The sequence below is a fragment of the Phenylobacterium montanum genome, assembly GCF_018135625.1.
Taxonomy (GTDB): domain Bacteria; phylum Pseudomonadota; class Alphaproteobacteria; order Caulobacterales; family Caulobacteraceae; genus Poindextera; species Poindextera montana.
Window position 1 is genome coordinate 3,185,495 of the sequence record NZ_CP073078.1, and the last position, 16,009, is coordinate 3,201,503.

Genomic DNA, 16,009 nt, shown 5'->3' on the forward strand with positions numbered 1-16,009 from the left:
ATCACCCCGATCGGGGATGTCAGGGCCGCATCTAAGCAGACCGGCCCTCTGGTTCAACCGTTGGCGCGAAGCTCGGCCAGGGTCTCGGTGATCATCTTTCCTGGAACCGGCATCAGCTTTGGTCCATCGGTCCAGACCAGAGCAGCCTCGATCAAGCGACCGGGGAAGACCTCGGCCAGCACGGCGGCGTAGAGCGCCATCTGCACCCGATAGGCCCGGTCGGCCTCCTCGATCCGGCGCGGGGCGGGACGGTTGGTCTTGTAGTCCACCACCAGCACCCGGTCCTTCTCTACCACCAGCCGGTCGATGCGGCCGGATATGGCCAGGCCCTCCGGGAGACCAGGGGCCGCGCCCGCCACCGCCACTTCGGCGCGCGAGCCCGGGCCGAACACGGCGGCGAAGCGGGCGTCCTCCAGCACGGCCAGGGCGGCGCTAGCCATCTCCTCGCGCTGGTCGGGGGTCAGGTCCGGCTCGCGCAGCAGGAGCATGGCCGCCGCCTCCGCCCGCTCGTCCAGCGGCAGGTCGGGCAGGAGTTGCAGCAGGCGGTGGACCAGAAGACCACGGCGATAGCGACCCAGCCCCTGGCGGGCGGCCAGAGGCGAGCTCGACGGCCCGCGCTCCTCCTCGGCCAGGGTCGAGGGCGAGGCGTAGCGGCGGCTGGCCGGCTCGGCCGGGGCGAAGCGGTAGACCCAGGCGGGCAAGACGGCGGCGACCCGGGCGGCGGTTGCGTCAGCGGCCATCAGCACGGGATCGAAGCCGAAGCGGGTCACCTGGGCCTCGCCCTCGCCCACGAGGCGGGTGTGCTCGGCGATCTCCGGCCGCTCGAAGGCGCGGGCGGCCACATCGCACCAGCTGCCCTTATAGAAGGTATCGCGCGTGCTGGTCCCGCAGATCACCAGCCGGTCGCGGGCCCGGGTCAGGGCGACGTAGAGCAGGCGCAGGCTCTCCCCCGCCGCCGAGGCCTCACGCGCAGCCCGCGCCCGGGCCGAGGCTTCGCAGTCCTCGGCCTTGCGCGGCGCCCAGAGGAACCCGCCGCCCTCGGCGTCCAGCAGCGGGCCGCCCTGGGCGGTGGCCCGGGTGGTGGTGTCGGGCAGGAAAACGATCGGCGCCTCCAGCCCCTTGGCGCCGTGGGTGGTCATCACCCGGACCTCGCCCTCCTCCCGGCCTGAGGTGTCCTCCTGCTCGCGCTTGACCTCGATATCGGCGGCGGCCATCGCGTCTAGGAACCGCTCCAGGTCGCGCAGGCCCCGTTGCTCCAGGCTGAGCGCCTGGCCCATGAAGGCGTCTATGGCGTCCTCGGCCTCGCGCCCCAGGCGGGTCAGCATCCGCTGGCGCATGGACCGGCCCTCGGCGTCCAGGCGGCTCAAGACTCGGCCGAAGAAATCGAACGGTGACCGCAACTGCGCCTCGGCCAGGGCCCAGGCGAAGAAGTCCCGCGCCCGCTCCCACTCGGCCCGTTCGGTCGCGCGGGCGTTCAGCGTGGTCCAGAGGTCCGTCTCGCGGCGATGGGCCAGGGCGAACAGGCTGTCCTCGTCCACCTCGCAGAACGGGCTGCGCAAGAGGGCCGCCAGGGTCAGGTCGTCGGGGGTGAAACGGCAGAAGCGACCCAGCGCCATCAGGTCCTGGAACACGATGTGCTCGGACAGCTGCAGCCGGTCGGCGCCGCCAACGGGCACGCCCTCGCGCTTCAGGGCGCGGATGATCTCGTGGAACAGGACCTTGCGGCGCCGAACCAGGATCAGGAAGTCGCCGGCGCGGGCCGGGCGCCATTCGCGGCTTTCACGGTCCAGCACCGCCTCGCCGCGCTCGATCGAGGCTTTGATGGACCGGGCGATGCGGCGGGCCAGCTTCTTGTTGGCGCTCTCCTTGGGCTCCAGGTCCACCGGCAGCCAGGGATCGCGCTCCTCCTCCGGCTCGGCCTCCTCCAGCGGCCAGAGGTCGACCGCGCCCCGGCCGGCCGGACGCTTGGCGGTGTGGCGGATCGCGCCGGCGCCCACGTCTTCGCCTGGCTGCAAGCCGACTGCAGTCTCTGGAGCCGCGAACACCGCGTCGACGAAGGCCAGCACCTCGGGGGTCGAACGCCAGCTGACCTCCAGCGGCACGCCGCGGAACAGCCGACCCGCGTCGCCAACCCGTTGTTCATAGGCGCCGTATTCGGCCGCCAGCCGCTCGGGCGCGGCGCCCTGGAAGGAATAGATCGACTGCTTCTTGTCGCCCACCGCGAACAGGGTCCGCTCGCGAAGGCCCCCGACCCCGGAGCCGGCGAAGAACTCCTCGGTCAGGGCCGAGAGGATCTCCCACTGCTCAGGTGCGGTGTCCTGGGCTTCGTCCAGCAGGATGTGGTCGATTCCGCCGTCAAGCTTGTAGAGCACCCAGGCCGCGTCGGCGCGACGGGTCAGAAGCTCCTCGGTGCGGGCGATCAGGTCGCCGAAATCGAGCCCGCCGGCGGCCTGCTTCTGGCCGTCATAAACCTCGGCATAGGCGAGGGCCAGGGACAGGGCATGGACCGTGTCGCGGGCGATGCGCGCCGCCTTCAGCCGGCCGATGACGGCGTGCAGCCGGTCCTGCTCAGCCTTCAGCCAGTCTCGGATCGCCGGGTCGACAGCGTTGGTCCCGAGCTTGGCCCTCGGCTCGCCCGCCGCGGTGGCGAAGGCCGCCCACACCACGGCGAAGGCGGATTTCGGCCCCGCCGCGCGCATCTTCTCGGCGATCCCGCCGTCGGTCGCCGCGCCGGTGGCGGCGAGCGCCTCGGCCGCGCGGCGCCAGGCCGGCCAGGCGATCCCCGCGACCGCCTCGGCCTCCAGCCGCTCAGGCTCGGTCGGCAGGTCGAAGCCGCAGCGGCCCCAGACATCGGCGCCATAGGCGCCGCCGGGGCAGGCCTCGATGTAGCCGCGGATCGCCGCGCGCTTGGCCTCGAAGGTGGTGAACATGGCCAAAAAGCCGCGCCAGTCCAGCTCGACCGAGAAGTGGCGATAGGCGCGGCCGACCGGCCCGTTCGGGTCCGCCTTGGCCAGCTCGGCCACCGCGTCGCGGGCGTAGTCCGAGACCTGGGCGGCGACCGCGTCCTCCAGCACCTGGAAGCCCGGCGAGACCCCGGCCTCCAGCGGAAAGCGCCTGAGCAGCTTTTCGCAAAAGGCGTGGATAGTCTGGATCTTCAGGCCACCCGGGGTCTCCAGGGCGCGGGCGAACAGGGCGCGGGCGGCCGAGAGGTCGCTGGGCTGCTCGTCCAATTCGGCCAGCTTGCGCGCCAGGGGCTCGTCCTCGGCCACCGCCCAGCCGCCCAGCTCTTCGAACAGGCGCCGCTGCATCTCCGCCGCCGCGGCCTTGGTGTAGGTGACGCAGAGGATCGCCTCGGGCCGGGCTCCCTGCAGCAGCAGCCGCGCCACCCGCTTGACCAGGGTCGAGGTCTTGCCCGAGCCCGCATTGGCGGTGACGAACACCGTGGCCTTGGGGTCGGAGGCGAGGACCTGGGGGTCGAGGGTGGTCATTCCCCGCCCCCCTCGGCTTCGCCCTCGCCGATCACGTGCCATTCCCACAGGCGCGCCAGGTGGTCGAAGTCGCCGCCGTGGCTATCGATGAACTGCGGCGCGGCCCAGGAGACGTAGGGCGTGGCCTCGTCCTCGAAGCGTTCGACCCGTTTTCTCAGGCCCTCATAGGCGGCGAGGGCCAGGTTCAGGCTCTCGTCCAGCCTGGCGCGGATCTCCTCGCGGCCCGGCGTGCGGCCACCGCTGACGGCGACATAGACCAGTTCGCCCGGCAGGGTCTCGCCCATGCCCTGGAAGCCGCCGAAATGCAGGATGGCGGCGGTCAGGGTCAGCTGGGGCGAGAGGCCGCTCTCCATCTGCTTCTTCGAGGGCGGGGCGCCGGTCTTGAAGTCGAGGATGTCGGCGCAATGGCCGCGGTGCTCGATGCGGTCGGCCTTGGCGGTGACGGTGAACTCGCCCCGGCCGGTCTTGAAGCTGTGACGCCCCTGCTGCTCGATCAGCAGCTTGGCGCCCGGCCGGCGGCGGCGTTCGAATTCGATCACCCAGGGCGCGACATTGGCCGCCAGGGCCGCCTCCCGCGGCAAGCGGCCTTCCGGCGCCCCGGCCTCGACCAGGGCCTCGACGAGGAGGCCCGCGAACAGGCTCTCGGCCTCGGCCGGCAGCACGTCGGGGTGGGCTTCGGCGAAGGCTTCGAAGGCGGCGTGGATGGCGGTGCCGCGGATGCGGGCGTCCACGGGCTCGCCCGGCCGCTCCAGGGTGCGGAACTTGAGGATCCGCCCGGCATAGACGGCGTAGGGATCGCGCACCCAGCGCTCGACTCCCGTGACCGGCAGCTCCACCGGCCGGGCCGAGAGCGGCGGGGTGGGCCGCGGCCGGGGCGCGGCGCGAAGGTGTTGCGGCGGCGAGGCGATCGGGGCGTCGAGTGCGCGCGCCCAGGCCAGGAGGTCCTCGCGCCCCGGAATGGCCACGCCGGCGCCGCGGGCCAGGGTCTGCAGCCGCCAGAGCCAGCGCGAGGCCACCGCCGGCGCACCGCCGCGTCGCTCGCAGGTCAAGAGCAGCACCTCGCCGGCCGAGGCGGCCTGGGCGAAGTCGTGGGCGGAGAGGCCGATGCGCCGCTCGGGCGGCGGCAGGCCGGCGGCGGCGCGCATGGGGCGCGACAGGAACGGGTCGGTGGGCGCCGGGGCGGGCCAGACGCCTTCCTCGAGGCCGGCCAGGACCAGCAGGTCGGCGCGCACCATGCGGGCCTCCAGGGTCCCGAGGATCTTCAGCCGAGGATGGGCGCCCGCGCCCCCACGCACCGTTTCGCCGTCCAGCAACGTCTCGACCAGTTCGGCGAATTGAGTGGGCGTGGTCTCCGGCAGGCCGTCGCTCTCGTCGATCAGGGCGGCCATCAGGCTCGCCGCCGCCTCGCCGGCCGGGCCGGACCACAGCGCGCCGAGATCGCCGTCCTCCGGCCCCTCGGCCAGGGCCTCGACCGCCTGGACCAGGGCGCGGGCCGCCTCGCCGGGGGTGGCGTCGCCGCCGGTGTAGGCCTCGCCGGCCTGGGCCAGAATGCGCTGCAGGCGCGCGAGCAGCCGGTCGGCGTCGTCCAGCGCCTTGCGCCGCCGGCCCGGCACGCCGTCGCTGTCGACGGGCGACGCCATCCGCCGGGCGATGACGGCGAGGTTGCGCGGGCGGGTTCCCCTGAGGCCATAGCGCTCCAGCACCAGCACCCGCGCCGCCAGGGCCTCGGGCTCCAGCCCCAGGCGGGTCAGGGGGTGCTTCAGCAGCGCCAGCATCAGCACCGGGTCCAAGGGATCGACCACCGCCCGGGTCATCAGGCCCAGCAGCGCCCCGACCGGCTGGCCGGCCAGTGGCGAGCCGGCCGAGCTGTCGGCGGTCACGCCCCAGCGGGCCAGGCGGGCCGAGATCCGGCGCGCCAGGTCCTGGTCCGGGCAGATCAGGGCGGCGGTGCGGCCGGGCGTTTCCAGCGCCTCGCGCAGGGCCAGGGCGGCGACGGCGGCGGCCTCCTCCTCGGCCCGGGCGCGCACGAGGCACAGGCCGTCCAGCCCCGCCACGATCGGATCGACCCCGGCCGCCGCGCCCTCGCTCTTCAGCTGGCGAATCTGGTCCAGCCAGTCGGCGGTGGCCTCGGCCGGGCGCAGGGCCTCGTTGACGATCCGCCGGCGCCAGCGGCCGCGGGCGTCGCCCGGCGCGGGGGCCGAGAACGAGCGCACCGCCCGCCGGTCGATCCCGGCGCGCGCCAGGAGGCGCTTCATCGCCCCCTGCGGATGCTGTTCGTCGACCTTGTCCCAGGCCTTGTCCGCCAGGTCCTGGTCCAGGCCTGGCAGGACCACGCAGCCCTTGGGCGCGGCGGCGATCACCCGCAGGAGGTCGGCGGTGGCGGGGGCCGTGCCGGTCGAGCCGGCGGCGACCAGAACCCCCTCGGGCGGCGTATCCCGCCAGCGTTCGGCCAGCAGGCGCAGCAGCGCCACCCGCCGCGCCGTCAGGTCGATCAGGCCCAACTCTTCCAGCCGCTCGGGCCAGGCCTGAGTGGCCAGGCGCAGGAAATCGGCCGAGATCTTCCAGTGCCGCGCCAACTCGCTCTCGACCCAGCCGTCCAGCCGGTCGAGGTCGCCAGCCTCCTCGATCTGTACGCTGTCGAGGAAGGCGGCCAGGGCGTCGGCCAGCTCCAGGGCCTGGACGGCGTCCAGGCTGCGGCCAAGCGCGGGGGCGTGATCGGCCGCCAGCCGGGCCAGCTCGAAACGCCGCCGCCAGGGGCTGATCGCCGGCGGCAGGTCCAGGGCCAGGTCGCCTGGCTCGAACGGCGGCTCGCCCTCGTCCAGGTCCCCAAGAGCGCGGATCTGCGGCAGCAGCACCGGGCGCCCGCCCGCGACCTCGACGAAGGCCTCGCTGAGCGCCCGCGCGGCGCGGCGGGTGGGGGTGAGGACGATGGCGTCGGACAGAGCCTCCGGGCCGCCGGGAGCCAGGGCGTCATAAAGGCCCTTCGCCAGGTCGGTGACGAAGGGGCGGTGGGCGGGAATCGTGAACCACCGCGGCGGCGGGGCCGCGAGGAAGGGCTCGTTCATGTCGCCGCATCCCGGCCTTCCCCCAGGCGGGGAAGAGCGCCAAGCGCGAAGCTATACACCTGCTGACGCGGCCGATGCAGCCCGCAATCGCACCTCGGCCGCTTCGAGCGCAGCCGGGTCGCCGACCTGCATCCAGAAGCCCTCCGGCTCGTAGCCGAACAGCCGGCCGCGAGCTTGCGCAGCCATCCAGACCTTGAACAGCGAGAAGCGGTCTTCAGCCACCTGATAGACCGTGTTCGGATCGATGATCTGCACCCCGAAACAGTGCAGCGGCGCGGTCTCGCGCGCCCCGCGATGGGTCAGGCGGCCAGCCTCGTCGCGGAAGAAGTCGCCGGGAGTCTCGAACCCCTGGGTGCGCGCCTTGGGGACCACGATCACCAGCGAATCCATCTGCGCCGGGTCCCAGAGGGCGGCGAGCCGGGCCAGGGCCGGGGGCCGTCCGTCATGGGTCCAGACATAGTCGCTGTTGGCCACCCAGATCGGCGCCTCGCCGAGGAGGGCGCGGGCCTTCTTGACCCCCCCGCCGGTCTCCAAGAGCGCGCCGCGCTCGTCTGAGACGTGGATCTTCAGCGAAGGGTCGCGCGCGGCGCGGGCGTCCAGGTGGGCGATCAACTGGTCGGCGTGGGCATGGACATTGACGACCGCTGTGGTCACCCCGGCCTCGGCCAGGCGGTCCAAGGTATGGTCGATCAAGGTCTTGCCGCCGACCTCGACCAGGGCCTTGGGCCTGGTGTCGGTCAGGGGTCGCATGCGGGTGCCGAGGCCCGCGGCCAGCACCATGGCGGTGGTGGGTCCGCTCATCGGCGCGTCTCCGGCGGGATCGCGCGGTCGAACCAGGCTTTCAGGGACGCAAATTCCGGCTCGGCCAGGTCGCGCTCCAGGGTGCGCCAGACCCTAGGCATCAGGTCGGCATAGCGGGGGCGGCCGAAGCCGGCCACTTGGCGGGCGAAGATGAACAGGATGCGGGCGGCGTTCAGGGCCGCAAGGCCGCGGTAGTCCTCCAGGAACTCATGCCGGTCCAACTCCGGCCGGGCGGCGAGGTAGCGGTCCAGCATCGCCGCCTCAAGCTCGGGCGCCACATCGCGGCGCGCGTCCTGCAGCAGGGAAAGCAGATCCCAGGCCGGGTGGGCGCGAAGGGCGTCCTGGAAATCCAACAGCCCGACCCGCGCCACGCCTTCGCGGCCGGGCAGCCAGACCAAGTTCTCGGCGTGATAGTCGCGGTGGGTGAAGACGCTCGCGCCGGCCTCGCCGCGCCTGCGGATCGGCGCCCAGAGCGCGTCCCACTCGGCCACGGCGTCCAGCGAAAAGGCCGGCGCGCCCGAATATTTCGGCCACCACTCGATGAACATGTCGAGGCCGGTCTTCAGCGCCAGTTCGTCATAGCTCAGCAGCGGCCAGGTCGAACCGGCCGATTCCAGCACCGCGGGCGGCGCCTCGGCGTGCAGCCGGATCATCAGGTCGATCGCCGCCTCGTAGAACGGCGCCTCGGGCTGGCCGCGCTCGATCAGCCGGGCGTAGAGATCGTCGCCCAGGTCCTCCAGCACCGCCAGGCCTTCCGCCGGCTGAGCGTGGACGACATCGGGCGCCGAGAGCCCGCGCCCTTTCAGATAGCCGGCCACGGCGACGAAGGCGTCGACCCGGCCGGCGGCCAGGCGCGCGCTGGCGTTATAGCCCAGGGCCTGGCGCTCGGCGGGGCTGGCCTGCGGCGGGCAAGGCTTGGTCTCCAGGGCCGGCGGCTGGTCCATGAAGATCAGGCTGGGCGCGCCGGCCCGATGCAGCCGCTCGTAGACCCGGGTCGAGGCGTCTCCGGTCAGGCGCTCGCGGCGCGCGGCGCCGAGACCATGCTGTGCGAGAAAGGCGGCCTTCAGCGCCTCGCGTTCAGAACTCAATCGGCCGTCCTTCCCACTTGCCGTGCGGGGTCAGGCGCGCGAGCCGGGTCTCCCGGCCAGCCTGACCATCGACGGCCAGCTCTATATCGAGTCGATCCCCCGGCAGATGGCCATGCAGGCGGTCTGGCCACTCGATGATCACGGCGCCCGAATCCAGCGCCTCGTCCAGGCCCACCTCCTCCAGTTCCTCGGGCTTGGTCAGGCGATAGAGGTCGAAATGGGCCAGACGCAGGCTCGGGCTGTCGTAGAACTGCACCAGGGTGAAGGTCGGGCTGGGCACGTCCTCGTCCGGCCTGGTCAAGGCCCGGATCAGGCCCCGCGCCAGCGTCGACTTGCCGGCGCCGAGCGGGCCCCACAGGCAGACCGCCTCGCCGGCCTCCAGGGTATGGGCCACCGCCGCGCCCAGGCGGGCCGTGGCCGCATCGTCGGGCAGCCGGAAGTCACCCTCGGCGGGCAGGTGCATGGCGGGGTCTCCGCTGAAAGGCTCGATCGCGGCGGACCATGCGCCGGCCGGGTTGGAGCGACAAGACCCCTCAGACCGCCTGGCCGGCGCACCAGCCGCTGGCCCAGGCCCACTGGAAATTGTAGCCGCCCAGCCAGCCGGTGACATCCACGACCTCGCCGACGAAATAGAGACCTGGGACCGCCGTGACCATCATGCTGCGCTGGTCCAGGGCGCGGGTGTCGACCCCACCGGCGGTGACCTCGGCGGTGCGGTAGCCCTCCGATCCCACCGGCTTGACCCGCCAGGCGTTCACCGCCTCCGCCGCCTGGCGCAGCAGGCGGTCGGGGGTGTCGGCCAGGTTGCCCTGGGCGCCCGTCTGCTCGGCGATCAGCTGGGCCAGGCGGCGCGGCAGATGCTCGCCCAGGACTGTGGCCAGGGCCGCCCGCCCACGCTCGGCCTTGGCCGCCTTCAGCAGCGAGAAGACGTCGATCCCAGGCGCCATGTCGACCACGATCTCCTCGCCCGGTCGCCAGTAGGACGAGACCTGCAGGATCGCCGGGCCGGAGAGGCCGCGGTGAGTGAACAGCATGGCCTCATCGAAACTCGTCCCGCCGCCCATGACCCGAACGTCGACGGCGACGCCGGCCAGGGGCTTCAGCCGCTCCAGAAGGCCGATCTCGAAGGTCAGGGGCACGAGGGCCGGGCGCGGCTCGACCACCGGAACTCCGAACCGGGCGGCGACCTCGTAGCCGAAGCCGGTGGCGCCCATCTTCGGGATCGACTTGCCGCCGGTGGCGATCACCAGGGACTGGCAGGCGATCGCCCGGCCGCCGGCTGTGAGGCGAAAGCCGCCGCCAGCCTGCTGGATCTCGCCGATGGATGTCTCCAGCCGCAGGATCACGCCGTGACGCGCCATCTCGTCCAAGAGCAGCTTGACCACCTGGGTGGCCGGGCCGTCACAGAACAGCTGGCCCAGGGTCTTTTCGTGCCAGGCGATCCCGGCCTTATCGATCAGGGCGATGAAGTCGGCGGGACGATAACGCCTCAGGGCCGAGATGCAGAACTTGGGGTTGGCCGACAGGAAGGCCTTGGGCTCGGTCCGAAGGTTGGTGAAGTTGCAGCGCCCGCCGCCGGAGATGCGGATCTTCTCCCCCGCCGCCTTGGCGTGGTCGAGCACCAGCACCCGCCGCCCGCGCTTCGCCGCCTCGATGGCGCACATCATCCCGGCGGCGCCCGCGCCCGCCACCACCACGTCGAACTGTTCCAATCGAGGCCTCCTGGCCGGGGTATGGCACAGTTCGGCGGATGGATCAGCGCGCGATCAGGTCCCCTTCAGCGCCGCCAGGGTCTCGCGCACCAGCCGGATCTCGGCCGGCATGTCGCCGCGCGGGGTATGGGCATAGCCCATGCGCACGATCACCAGGTGCTGGCTGGGCAGGATGGCGACCTGTTGGCCGTAGCTGCCCTGGGCCATGAAGCTGTCGGCCGGCATGCCCGCGTCGACCCGCCACTGGGCGGCGCCGACCCCGCCGCGGTTGGTCCAGAACCCGGCGCCATAGCCGAAGTTCTCGCTGCCGGGGGTCAGCCGCGCCGAATAGTCGACCCAGCCCTCGGGCAGGATCCGCTGGCCGCCCACCACCCCGTCATTGGCGTAGAGCAGGCCGAACCGCGCCCAGTCCCGCGCCGGCGCCCACAGGTGGCTGGCGCCGATCGGGGTGCCGGTGGCGTCCATCTCCAAGGTGGCGTGGGCCATGCCCAGCTTGTCGAACAGTTCCTGGTGGGCGAACCGGTAGACGGAAGCCGCGTCGCCCCCGACCTTGTCGCGGATGATGCGCGACAGGAGCAGCGTGTCGCCGTTCTTGTACATCCAGTGCTGGCCAGGGGCCCAGCGCACCGGCGCCTGGGCGGCGAAGCCGGCCATGTCGCGCTCGGCGAACACCATGCGCGCGGTGGGATCCCAGCCGTCGCTGAAGCTGGCGGTCAGTGACTGGCCCATGTCGATGCCGCTGGCCATGCGCAGGAGGCTGTCCGGAGTGATGGCGTGGTGCGGGTCGCCGGGATCGGACCAGGCCGGGATCGGCGCAGGGGCGGTCATGTCGAGGCGGCCCTCGCGCACCAGGATACCCAGCAGGGCGTTGGTCACCGACTTGGTCATCGACCAGCCAGCGATCGGCGTCTCGGGGCCATAGCCGGGGGCATAGCGCTCGGCGATGATCCGGCCGTCGCGCACGATCACCACCGCCTTGGTCTGGCGGCGTGGCCCCTTGGCGGGTTCCTCGAAGGCGTGGTCCAGCACCGTCTTCAGGGTTGGGATCTGAGGTTCGACCACATCGGGCCCGGCGATCGGCGGCAGCAGCGGCTGGGCGGCCGGCTCCGCGTCCAGCTTCACCGGCGCCGGCGGCGCGCCGCGCACCACCAAGCAGCCGAGGGGGCCGCGATAGACGGCCGTGGAACTGACCCCGGCGAAGACGGCCGTGACCGCGCCGTGCTCGCGATCGACGAGATAGCGCATCAGGCTGTCGGCGGGGCTGATGGTCTGCTTCACCGCCTGGGCGTAGAAGGCGTCTGGCTCGAGCCCGGCGACGAAGGTCGCCGAGCAGACCTGATGGCTGACCAGGCCCGTGGCTACCTGGCGCACCTGACCCATGCCGGCGCAGCCGGAGAGGGCGGCCGCGCCGACGGCGCAGAGAAGTGAGGACGCGAGGCGCCCGGCGAACTTGCACATGAGGGGATGGCTCCGAAGCGGCGGCTCACCTTCGTCCGCCGGCTTCGATCAGGCCGCTTTAGGCCGGCGAGTTCGCGCCGAGTTTGAAATCCCGCTCGCCGATTTCGAAATCGGCGAGGCCGCCGCCGTGCGCCCGGCGATATTCGGTGGGCGTCACGCCGGTCTCCGCCTTGAAGGCGCGGTTGAACGGGCCCAGCGAGTTGAAGCCGGCGTCGAGGGCGATGGTCAGGATCGGCACCTCGGCCTGGCTGGGGTCGGACAGGGCCGCCTTGGCGTCGGCGATGCGGTAGCGGTTGAGGAAGGCGTTGAAGTTTCGGTGGCCCAGGCCCTGGTTGATCAGCCGCCGCAACCGGTATTCCGGCAGGCCCTGCATGGTCGCCAGTTGGCCGATGGTCAGGCCCTCGCGGCGATAGGCGCGGTCGTGGGCCATGGCCTGCTCCAGCGCCGCCACATGGGCGAGGTCGGCGGGATCGAGGCTCGCGCTAGGGGCGGCTGGCGCCGGCTCCGAGACGGCCATCCGGGCGCCAAAAAGCTCGGCGACCTCGCCGGTCCGCAGCAGCGAATAGGCCACCGCCCCGCTGACGACGGCGAGACCCGCTGCGCCCACCAAGCTGCCGGTCGCCCCGCCGGCGCCGTGGCCGCTGGAGAGGCGGGCTATGGCGGTCAGGCCGGTATAGAGGGCCGAGCCCGCGACGACCACGACCCTCAGGCGCCGGCGCTGCTCGACCAGGTCGGCGCGCCAGGAGGCCAGGGTCTGGGCCGCGGCCAGGAGCGAGAAGCCCAGGGCGTTCCAGGTCAGGGCGGTGTCCAGCAAAGGGCCGAGCGGCGAGCGGCTGGGCCAGAGCCAGAGGCAGCCGATCAGGCTCGCCGCCAGCACCACGCCGCAGACCGCGCCGTGCCAGGTGCGCAAGCGAAAGCCGTCGTCGAACAGCGACAGGGCCAGCAGCCACAGGATCGGATTGTTGACGTTGGAGAGGGCGATCAGCGGCGGCGCCCACCAGCCGAGTTCGGGCCGGAAACCTGCGGCCGAGGCTATGGCGTGGGCCGCGCCGCCGAGGGCGAACAGGGCGCCCAGCCGCGCGGTCCGCTCCCGCCCATAGTCGCGCAGCAGCACCGCTGCGATCAGCAGGAGCAGCGCGCAGACCGCTCCGCGCAGCGCGAGATCCAGCACCAGGGTCGGGGCGGCAGAGGCCATGGCCTGAGCTAACACTGCTCGGCGAGCCTGATCCAGGCCTCGTTCAGCCGGCTTCGACCTCGATCTCGAAGTCCAGCGCATAGGCCCCCGGCGGGATCAGGTAGCGCTCCAGCGTGTCCGGCCCACAGCTCGCTGTGCCGAGGCCGCGCTGGGCCACGTCCAGATTGACCAGCACCTCCTGGCGCGGAACCAAGTCCGTGGTGTGGGTGGCCGCGAACAGGTCCTCGGGCGCGAAATGGCTGGCCGAACCCTCGCAGGCGCGGCCGGGCGTGAAGCGGATCGCCGCCCCCGGCGCCGACAGGGTCAGTTCGCGCAGGTCAGTCTTGTTGCCGTGCTCCTGGGGCATGACATAGGGCACATACTGGCCGGTGACCGTGCCGGAGAAGCGGCCGATCCAGGCGGCGCGCATGCGGTCGCTGTAGCTCTCCAGCGGGCCGCGGCCGAACCACTCCATCTGCTCGAAGGCGTCCGGCAGGGTCATGGTCACGCCCAGGCGCGGCAGGTCCGGCAGGGCGCCGGAGACCTCGAACCGGTTTTCGACCCGGATGCGCCCGTCGGGCCGGACGCGGTAGCGGTGCCGGTGGGTCACGGCGTCCGGCGCCGCGGCGCAGGCGGCCAGCTGAACGATCTCGAGCAGCAGGTCCTCATCGTCGCGGCCGACCTCGATCTGCGGCGCTGCAAAGGTCAGGGCGTCCAGCCCCGCCTGCAGCCAGCGGCCCAGGGGCTTCTTTTTCTGGCCGCTCCAGCCCTTGATGCCGTCGTTGTCGGTGGCCCCGCGCCAGACCTGCAGCCGCGGCCCGGCGGTCATGACGAGCCGTTTGCCAAAGGTGAGTAGCACGATGCGGCCCTGGGCGCGGTCGAAGGCGAGACTGAAGCCGTCGCCGGCGATGCTGACCGCAAGGTCATCCTCGATGACCGAAAGCGGCGGAGAGACGCGAGCGGGCTTCGGCTTGGCCGGCTGAACCGGAAGCTCGACGGGCAACTGCTCCCAGGCCACCTCATGGCCCGCCTCGGCCCAGGTCGTAGCCTCGGCCAGGCGAAAGCGCAGCATCAGAAAGGCTTCCTGCCCCGCTTCGATGGCCGGCCTTGGCAGATCGAGGGCGATGCGTTCGGCCTCGCCCGCCGGCGTCGACAGGCGCGGAAGGGCGCCCTCGGCGACCGGTCGGCCGTCGATTTCGAGGGTCCAGTCTCCGAGCAGATCGGAAAGGTCTGTGAAGTCGCGCTTGTTGCGGATCTCGATTTCGCCCCCGGCCCAGCGCGCCGCCAGCGGCTGGGCCAGCGCCTTGAATTCCCACAGCGCCGGGTGCGGCTTGCGGTCGGCGGAGACGATGCCGTCGCAGCAGAAATTCAGGTCGTTGGGCGCGTCGCCGAAGTCGCCGCCGTAGGCGAAGAAGGGGCGGCCCTGGTCGTCGTGCTGCAGGAGGCCGTGGTCGCACCACTCCCAGATGAAGCCGCCCTGCAGGCCGCGATGGGTCTCGAAGGCGTCCCAATAGTCGCTGAGGCTGCCGTTGGAATTGCCCATGGCGTGCGAATACTCGCACAGGATCATCGGCCGCCGGTCGGCCGGGTCGTTCAGCTGAGCCCAGCGCACCAGGGCGTCGATCGGCGGGTACATGGGGCAGATCAGGTCGCTGGCCAGCCGCCCCTGGCCGCCCTTGCCGTGCATGGGATGGCTGGCTTCCGTATCCCAGGCCCAGACCGCGCCCTCATAGTGCAGCACGCGCGAGGGATCGTAGTGGCGGATCCAGCCGGCCATGGCGTCATGGTTTGGGCCATGGCCGCTCTCGTTGCCCAGCGACCAGGCGATGACCGAGGGGTGGTTCTTGTCCCGCTCGACCATTCTCAGGCCGCGTTCCAGGAACTGGGCGGCGTAGCGCGGGTCCTGGCACAGCTGGTGGATATAGGCGTGGGATTCCAGGTCGGCCTCGTCGACCAGGTAGAGGCCGTATTCGTCGCAGAGGTCGTACCAGGCCTCGGCGTTGGGATAGTGCGAGCAGCGCACGGCGTTGACGCCGAACTGCTTCATCAGGCGGATGTCGCGCTCCATGCTTTCGCGCGTGATCGCCTTGCCCCGCACCGGATCGTGCTCGTGCCGGTTCATGCCCTGGATCAGCACCGGCTTGCCGTTGATCAGCAGTTCACGGTCACCCAGCTCGACCCGGCGAAAACCCAGGCGGCAGGCGGTGGCCTCCACCGTCTCGCCGGCCGCGTCGATCAGGCCGACCACCAGGGTATAGAGATACGGCGTCTCGCTGGACCACAGCTTCGGCGCGGCGACCTCGGCCTCCAAGGTCACCTGGCCCAGGGGGCCGCGATAGGGGTTGTGGGTCCAGGCGTCGCCCTTGACCAGGCTGCTCAAGGGCGAGGCCAGCACCGGCCGGCCCTCGGCGTCATAGAGCTGGGCCTCTATCGCCCAGCCGTCTTCGGGGGCGGCGGCGTAGCCGATCTTGGCCGTCACGCTGAGCCGGCCATGCTGAAGCGCGGCATCCGGCCGGGCCTCGGCGAAGACGTCGGCGATGTGGGTCGGATGGGTCGAATAGAGCAGCACGTCGCGATGGATGCCGCCCATCCACCACTGGTCCTGGTCCTCGATGAAGCTGGCGTCGGACCACTTGACCACGGCGCAGGCCAGAAGGTTGGCCTCGCCGGGACGGACGAAATCGGTGACGTCGAACTCCTGCGGCAGGCGCGAGTCCTTGCCCAGGCCGACCGGGAGGCCGTTGACCCAGACGTAGAGCACGCTCTCAGCGCCGCCGACCTGCAGCACGATCCGCCGCCCAGTCCAGTCGGCGGGGACTTCGAAGGGGGTGCGATAGAGGCCGGTGGGGTTGGCGTCCGGCACATTCGGCGGCGGGTTGGCGAATGGCATCACCACGTTGGTGTAATGCGGCCGATCGAAGCCGTGCATGGTCCAGTTCGATGGGACGGGCAGCGTGGCCCAGGCGCTGTCGTCGAAGTCCGGCCGGACGAAGGCCTTGGGGACCGCTTCGGGCCGCTCGGCCAGGCTGAAGCGCCAGTCGCCGTTCAGGAGGCGGACGAAGGGGCTGGCCTCGCGCCGCCAGGCCAGAGCGCTCGCAGCGTCCGGAAACGGCCACAGGGTCGCCCGGGCCGGCAGGCGGCCGACCTGGAAGGTTTCGGGATGGACCCAGCTGCGCACCGCGCCGAAGTGAAAGAGGTCCATCCCCGATTCCTTGCTTTTGAT

9 protein-coding genes are annotated in these 16,009 nt (G+C 71.9%); all 9 read right to left on the bottom strand.

The genetic code is table 11. The features are described from left to right. Nucleotides 1–53 precede the first annotated feature (53 nt). Entirely contained in the window at nucleotides 54–3,488 is a 3,435-nt protein-coding gene (gene addA / locus KCG34_RS14260; protein ID WP_211936313.1) for a double-strand break repair helicase AddA, read from the bottom strand. Then, nucleotides 3,485–6,553: a double-strand break repair protein AddB gene (gene addB, locus KCG34_RS14265; RefSeq protein WP_211936314.1), complete on the bottom strand. Its 3,069-nt coding sequence runs from the start codon at nucleotides 6,551–6,553 to the stop codon at nucleotides 3,485–3,487. Before addB ends, addA begins: the two co-directional genes overlap by 4 nt. Before the next feature lie 51 nt (nucleotides 6,554–6,604). Further along, entirely contained in the window at nucleotides 6,605–7,354 is a 750-nt protein-coding gene (locus KCG34_RS14270; RefSeq protein ID WP_211936315.1) for a nucleotidyltransferase family protein, read from the bottom strand. Further along, nucleotides 7,351–8,442, bottom strand: a complete 1,092-nt coding sequence (amgK, locus tag KCG34_RS14275; RefSeq protein ID WP_211936316.1) for an N-acetylmuramate/N-acetylglucosamine kinase AmgK — start codon at nucleotides 8,440–8,442, stop codon at nucleotides 7,351–7,353. The genes KCG34_RS14270 and amgK overlap by 4 nt, the downstream gene beginning before the upstream one ends. Beyond that, nucleotides 8,432–8,905 carry a tRNA (adenosine(37)-N6)-threonylcarbamoyltransferase complex ATPase subunit type 1 TsaE gene (gene tsaE / locus KCG34_RS14280; RefSeq protein ID WP_211936317.1) on the bottom strand — a complete coding sequence of 158 codons (474 nt, stop codon included), beginning with the start codon at nucleotides 8,903–8,905 and terminating at the stop codon, nucleotides 8,432–8,434. Before tsaE ends, amgK begins: the two co-directional genes overlap by 11 nt. Before the next feature lie 70 nt (nucleotides 8,906–8,975). Then, nucleotides 8,976–10,154, bottom strand: coding sequence for a BaiN/RdsA family NAD(P)/FAD-dependent oxidoreductase (locus KCG34_RS14285; RefSeq protein ID WP_211936318.1), 1,179 nt, complete (start codon nucleotides 10,152–10,154; stop codon nucleotides 8,976–8,978). 54 nt (nucleotides 10,155–10,208) lie between these two features. After that, nucleotides 10,209–11,612, bottom strand: a complete 1,404-nt coding sequence (locus KCG34_RS14290) for a serine hydrolase domain-containing protein (RefSeq protein WP_211936319.1) — start codon at nucleotides 11,610–11,612, stop codon at nucleotides 10,209–10,211. A gap of 58 nt (nucleotides 11,613–11,670) precedes the next feature. Next, nucleotides 11,671–12,807 carry a helix-turn-helix domain-containing protein gene (locus KCG34_RS14295; protein ID WP_211936320.1) on the bottom strand — a complete coding sequence of 379 codons (1,137 nt, stop codon included), beginning with the start codon at nucleotides 12,805–12,807 and terminating at the stop codon, nucleotides 11,671–11,673. Nucleotides 12,808–12,850: 43 nt separating this feature from the next. Further along, nucleotides 12,851–15,988 (bottom strand): glycoside hydrolase family 2 TIM barrel-domain containing protein, encoded by a 3,138-nt coding sequence (locus KCG34_RS14300; RefSeq protein ID WP_211936321.1) that lies wholly within the window; start codon nucleotides 15,986–15,988, stop codon nucleotides 12,851–12,853. Nucleotides 15,989–16,009 lie beyond the last annotated feature (21 nt).

Coding starts and splice junctions, on each gene's coding strand:
- addA (WP_211936313.1), bottom strand. CDS start 3,488: ATGACCACCCTCGACCCCCAGGTCCTCGCCTCCGACCCCAAGGCCACG.
- KCG34_RS14290 (WP_211936319.1), bottom strand. CDS start 11,612: ATGTGCAAGTTCGCCGGGCGCCTCGCGTCCTCACTTCTCTGCGCCGTC.
- tsaE (WP_211936317.1), bottom strand. CDS start 8,905: ATGCACCTGCCCGCCGAGGGTGACTTCCGGCTGCCCGACGATGCGGCC.
- KCG34_RS14300 (WP_211936321.1), bottom strand. CDS start 15,988: ATGGACCTCTTTCACTTCGGCGCGGTGCGCAGCTGGGTCCATCCCGAA.
- KCG34_RS14295 (WP_211936320.1), bottom strand. CDS start 12,807: ATGGCCTCTGCCGCCCCGACCCTGGTGCTGGATCTCGCGCTGCGCGGA.
- addB (WP_211936314.1), bottom strand. CDS start 6,553: ATGAACGAGCCCTTCCTCGCGGCCCCGCCGCCGCGGTGGTTCACGATT.
- KCG34_RS14270 (WP_211936315.1), bottom strand. CDS start 7,354: ATGAGCGGACCCACCACCGCCATGGTGCTGGCCGCGGGCCTCGGCACC.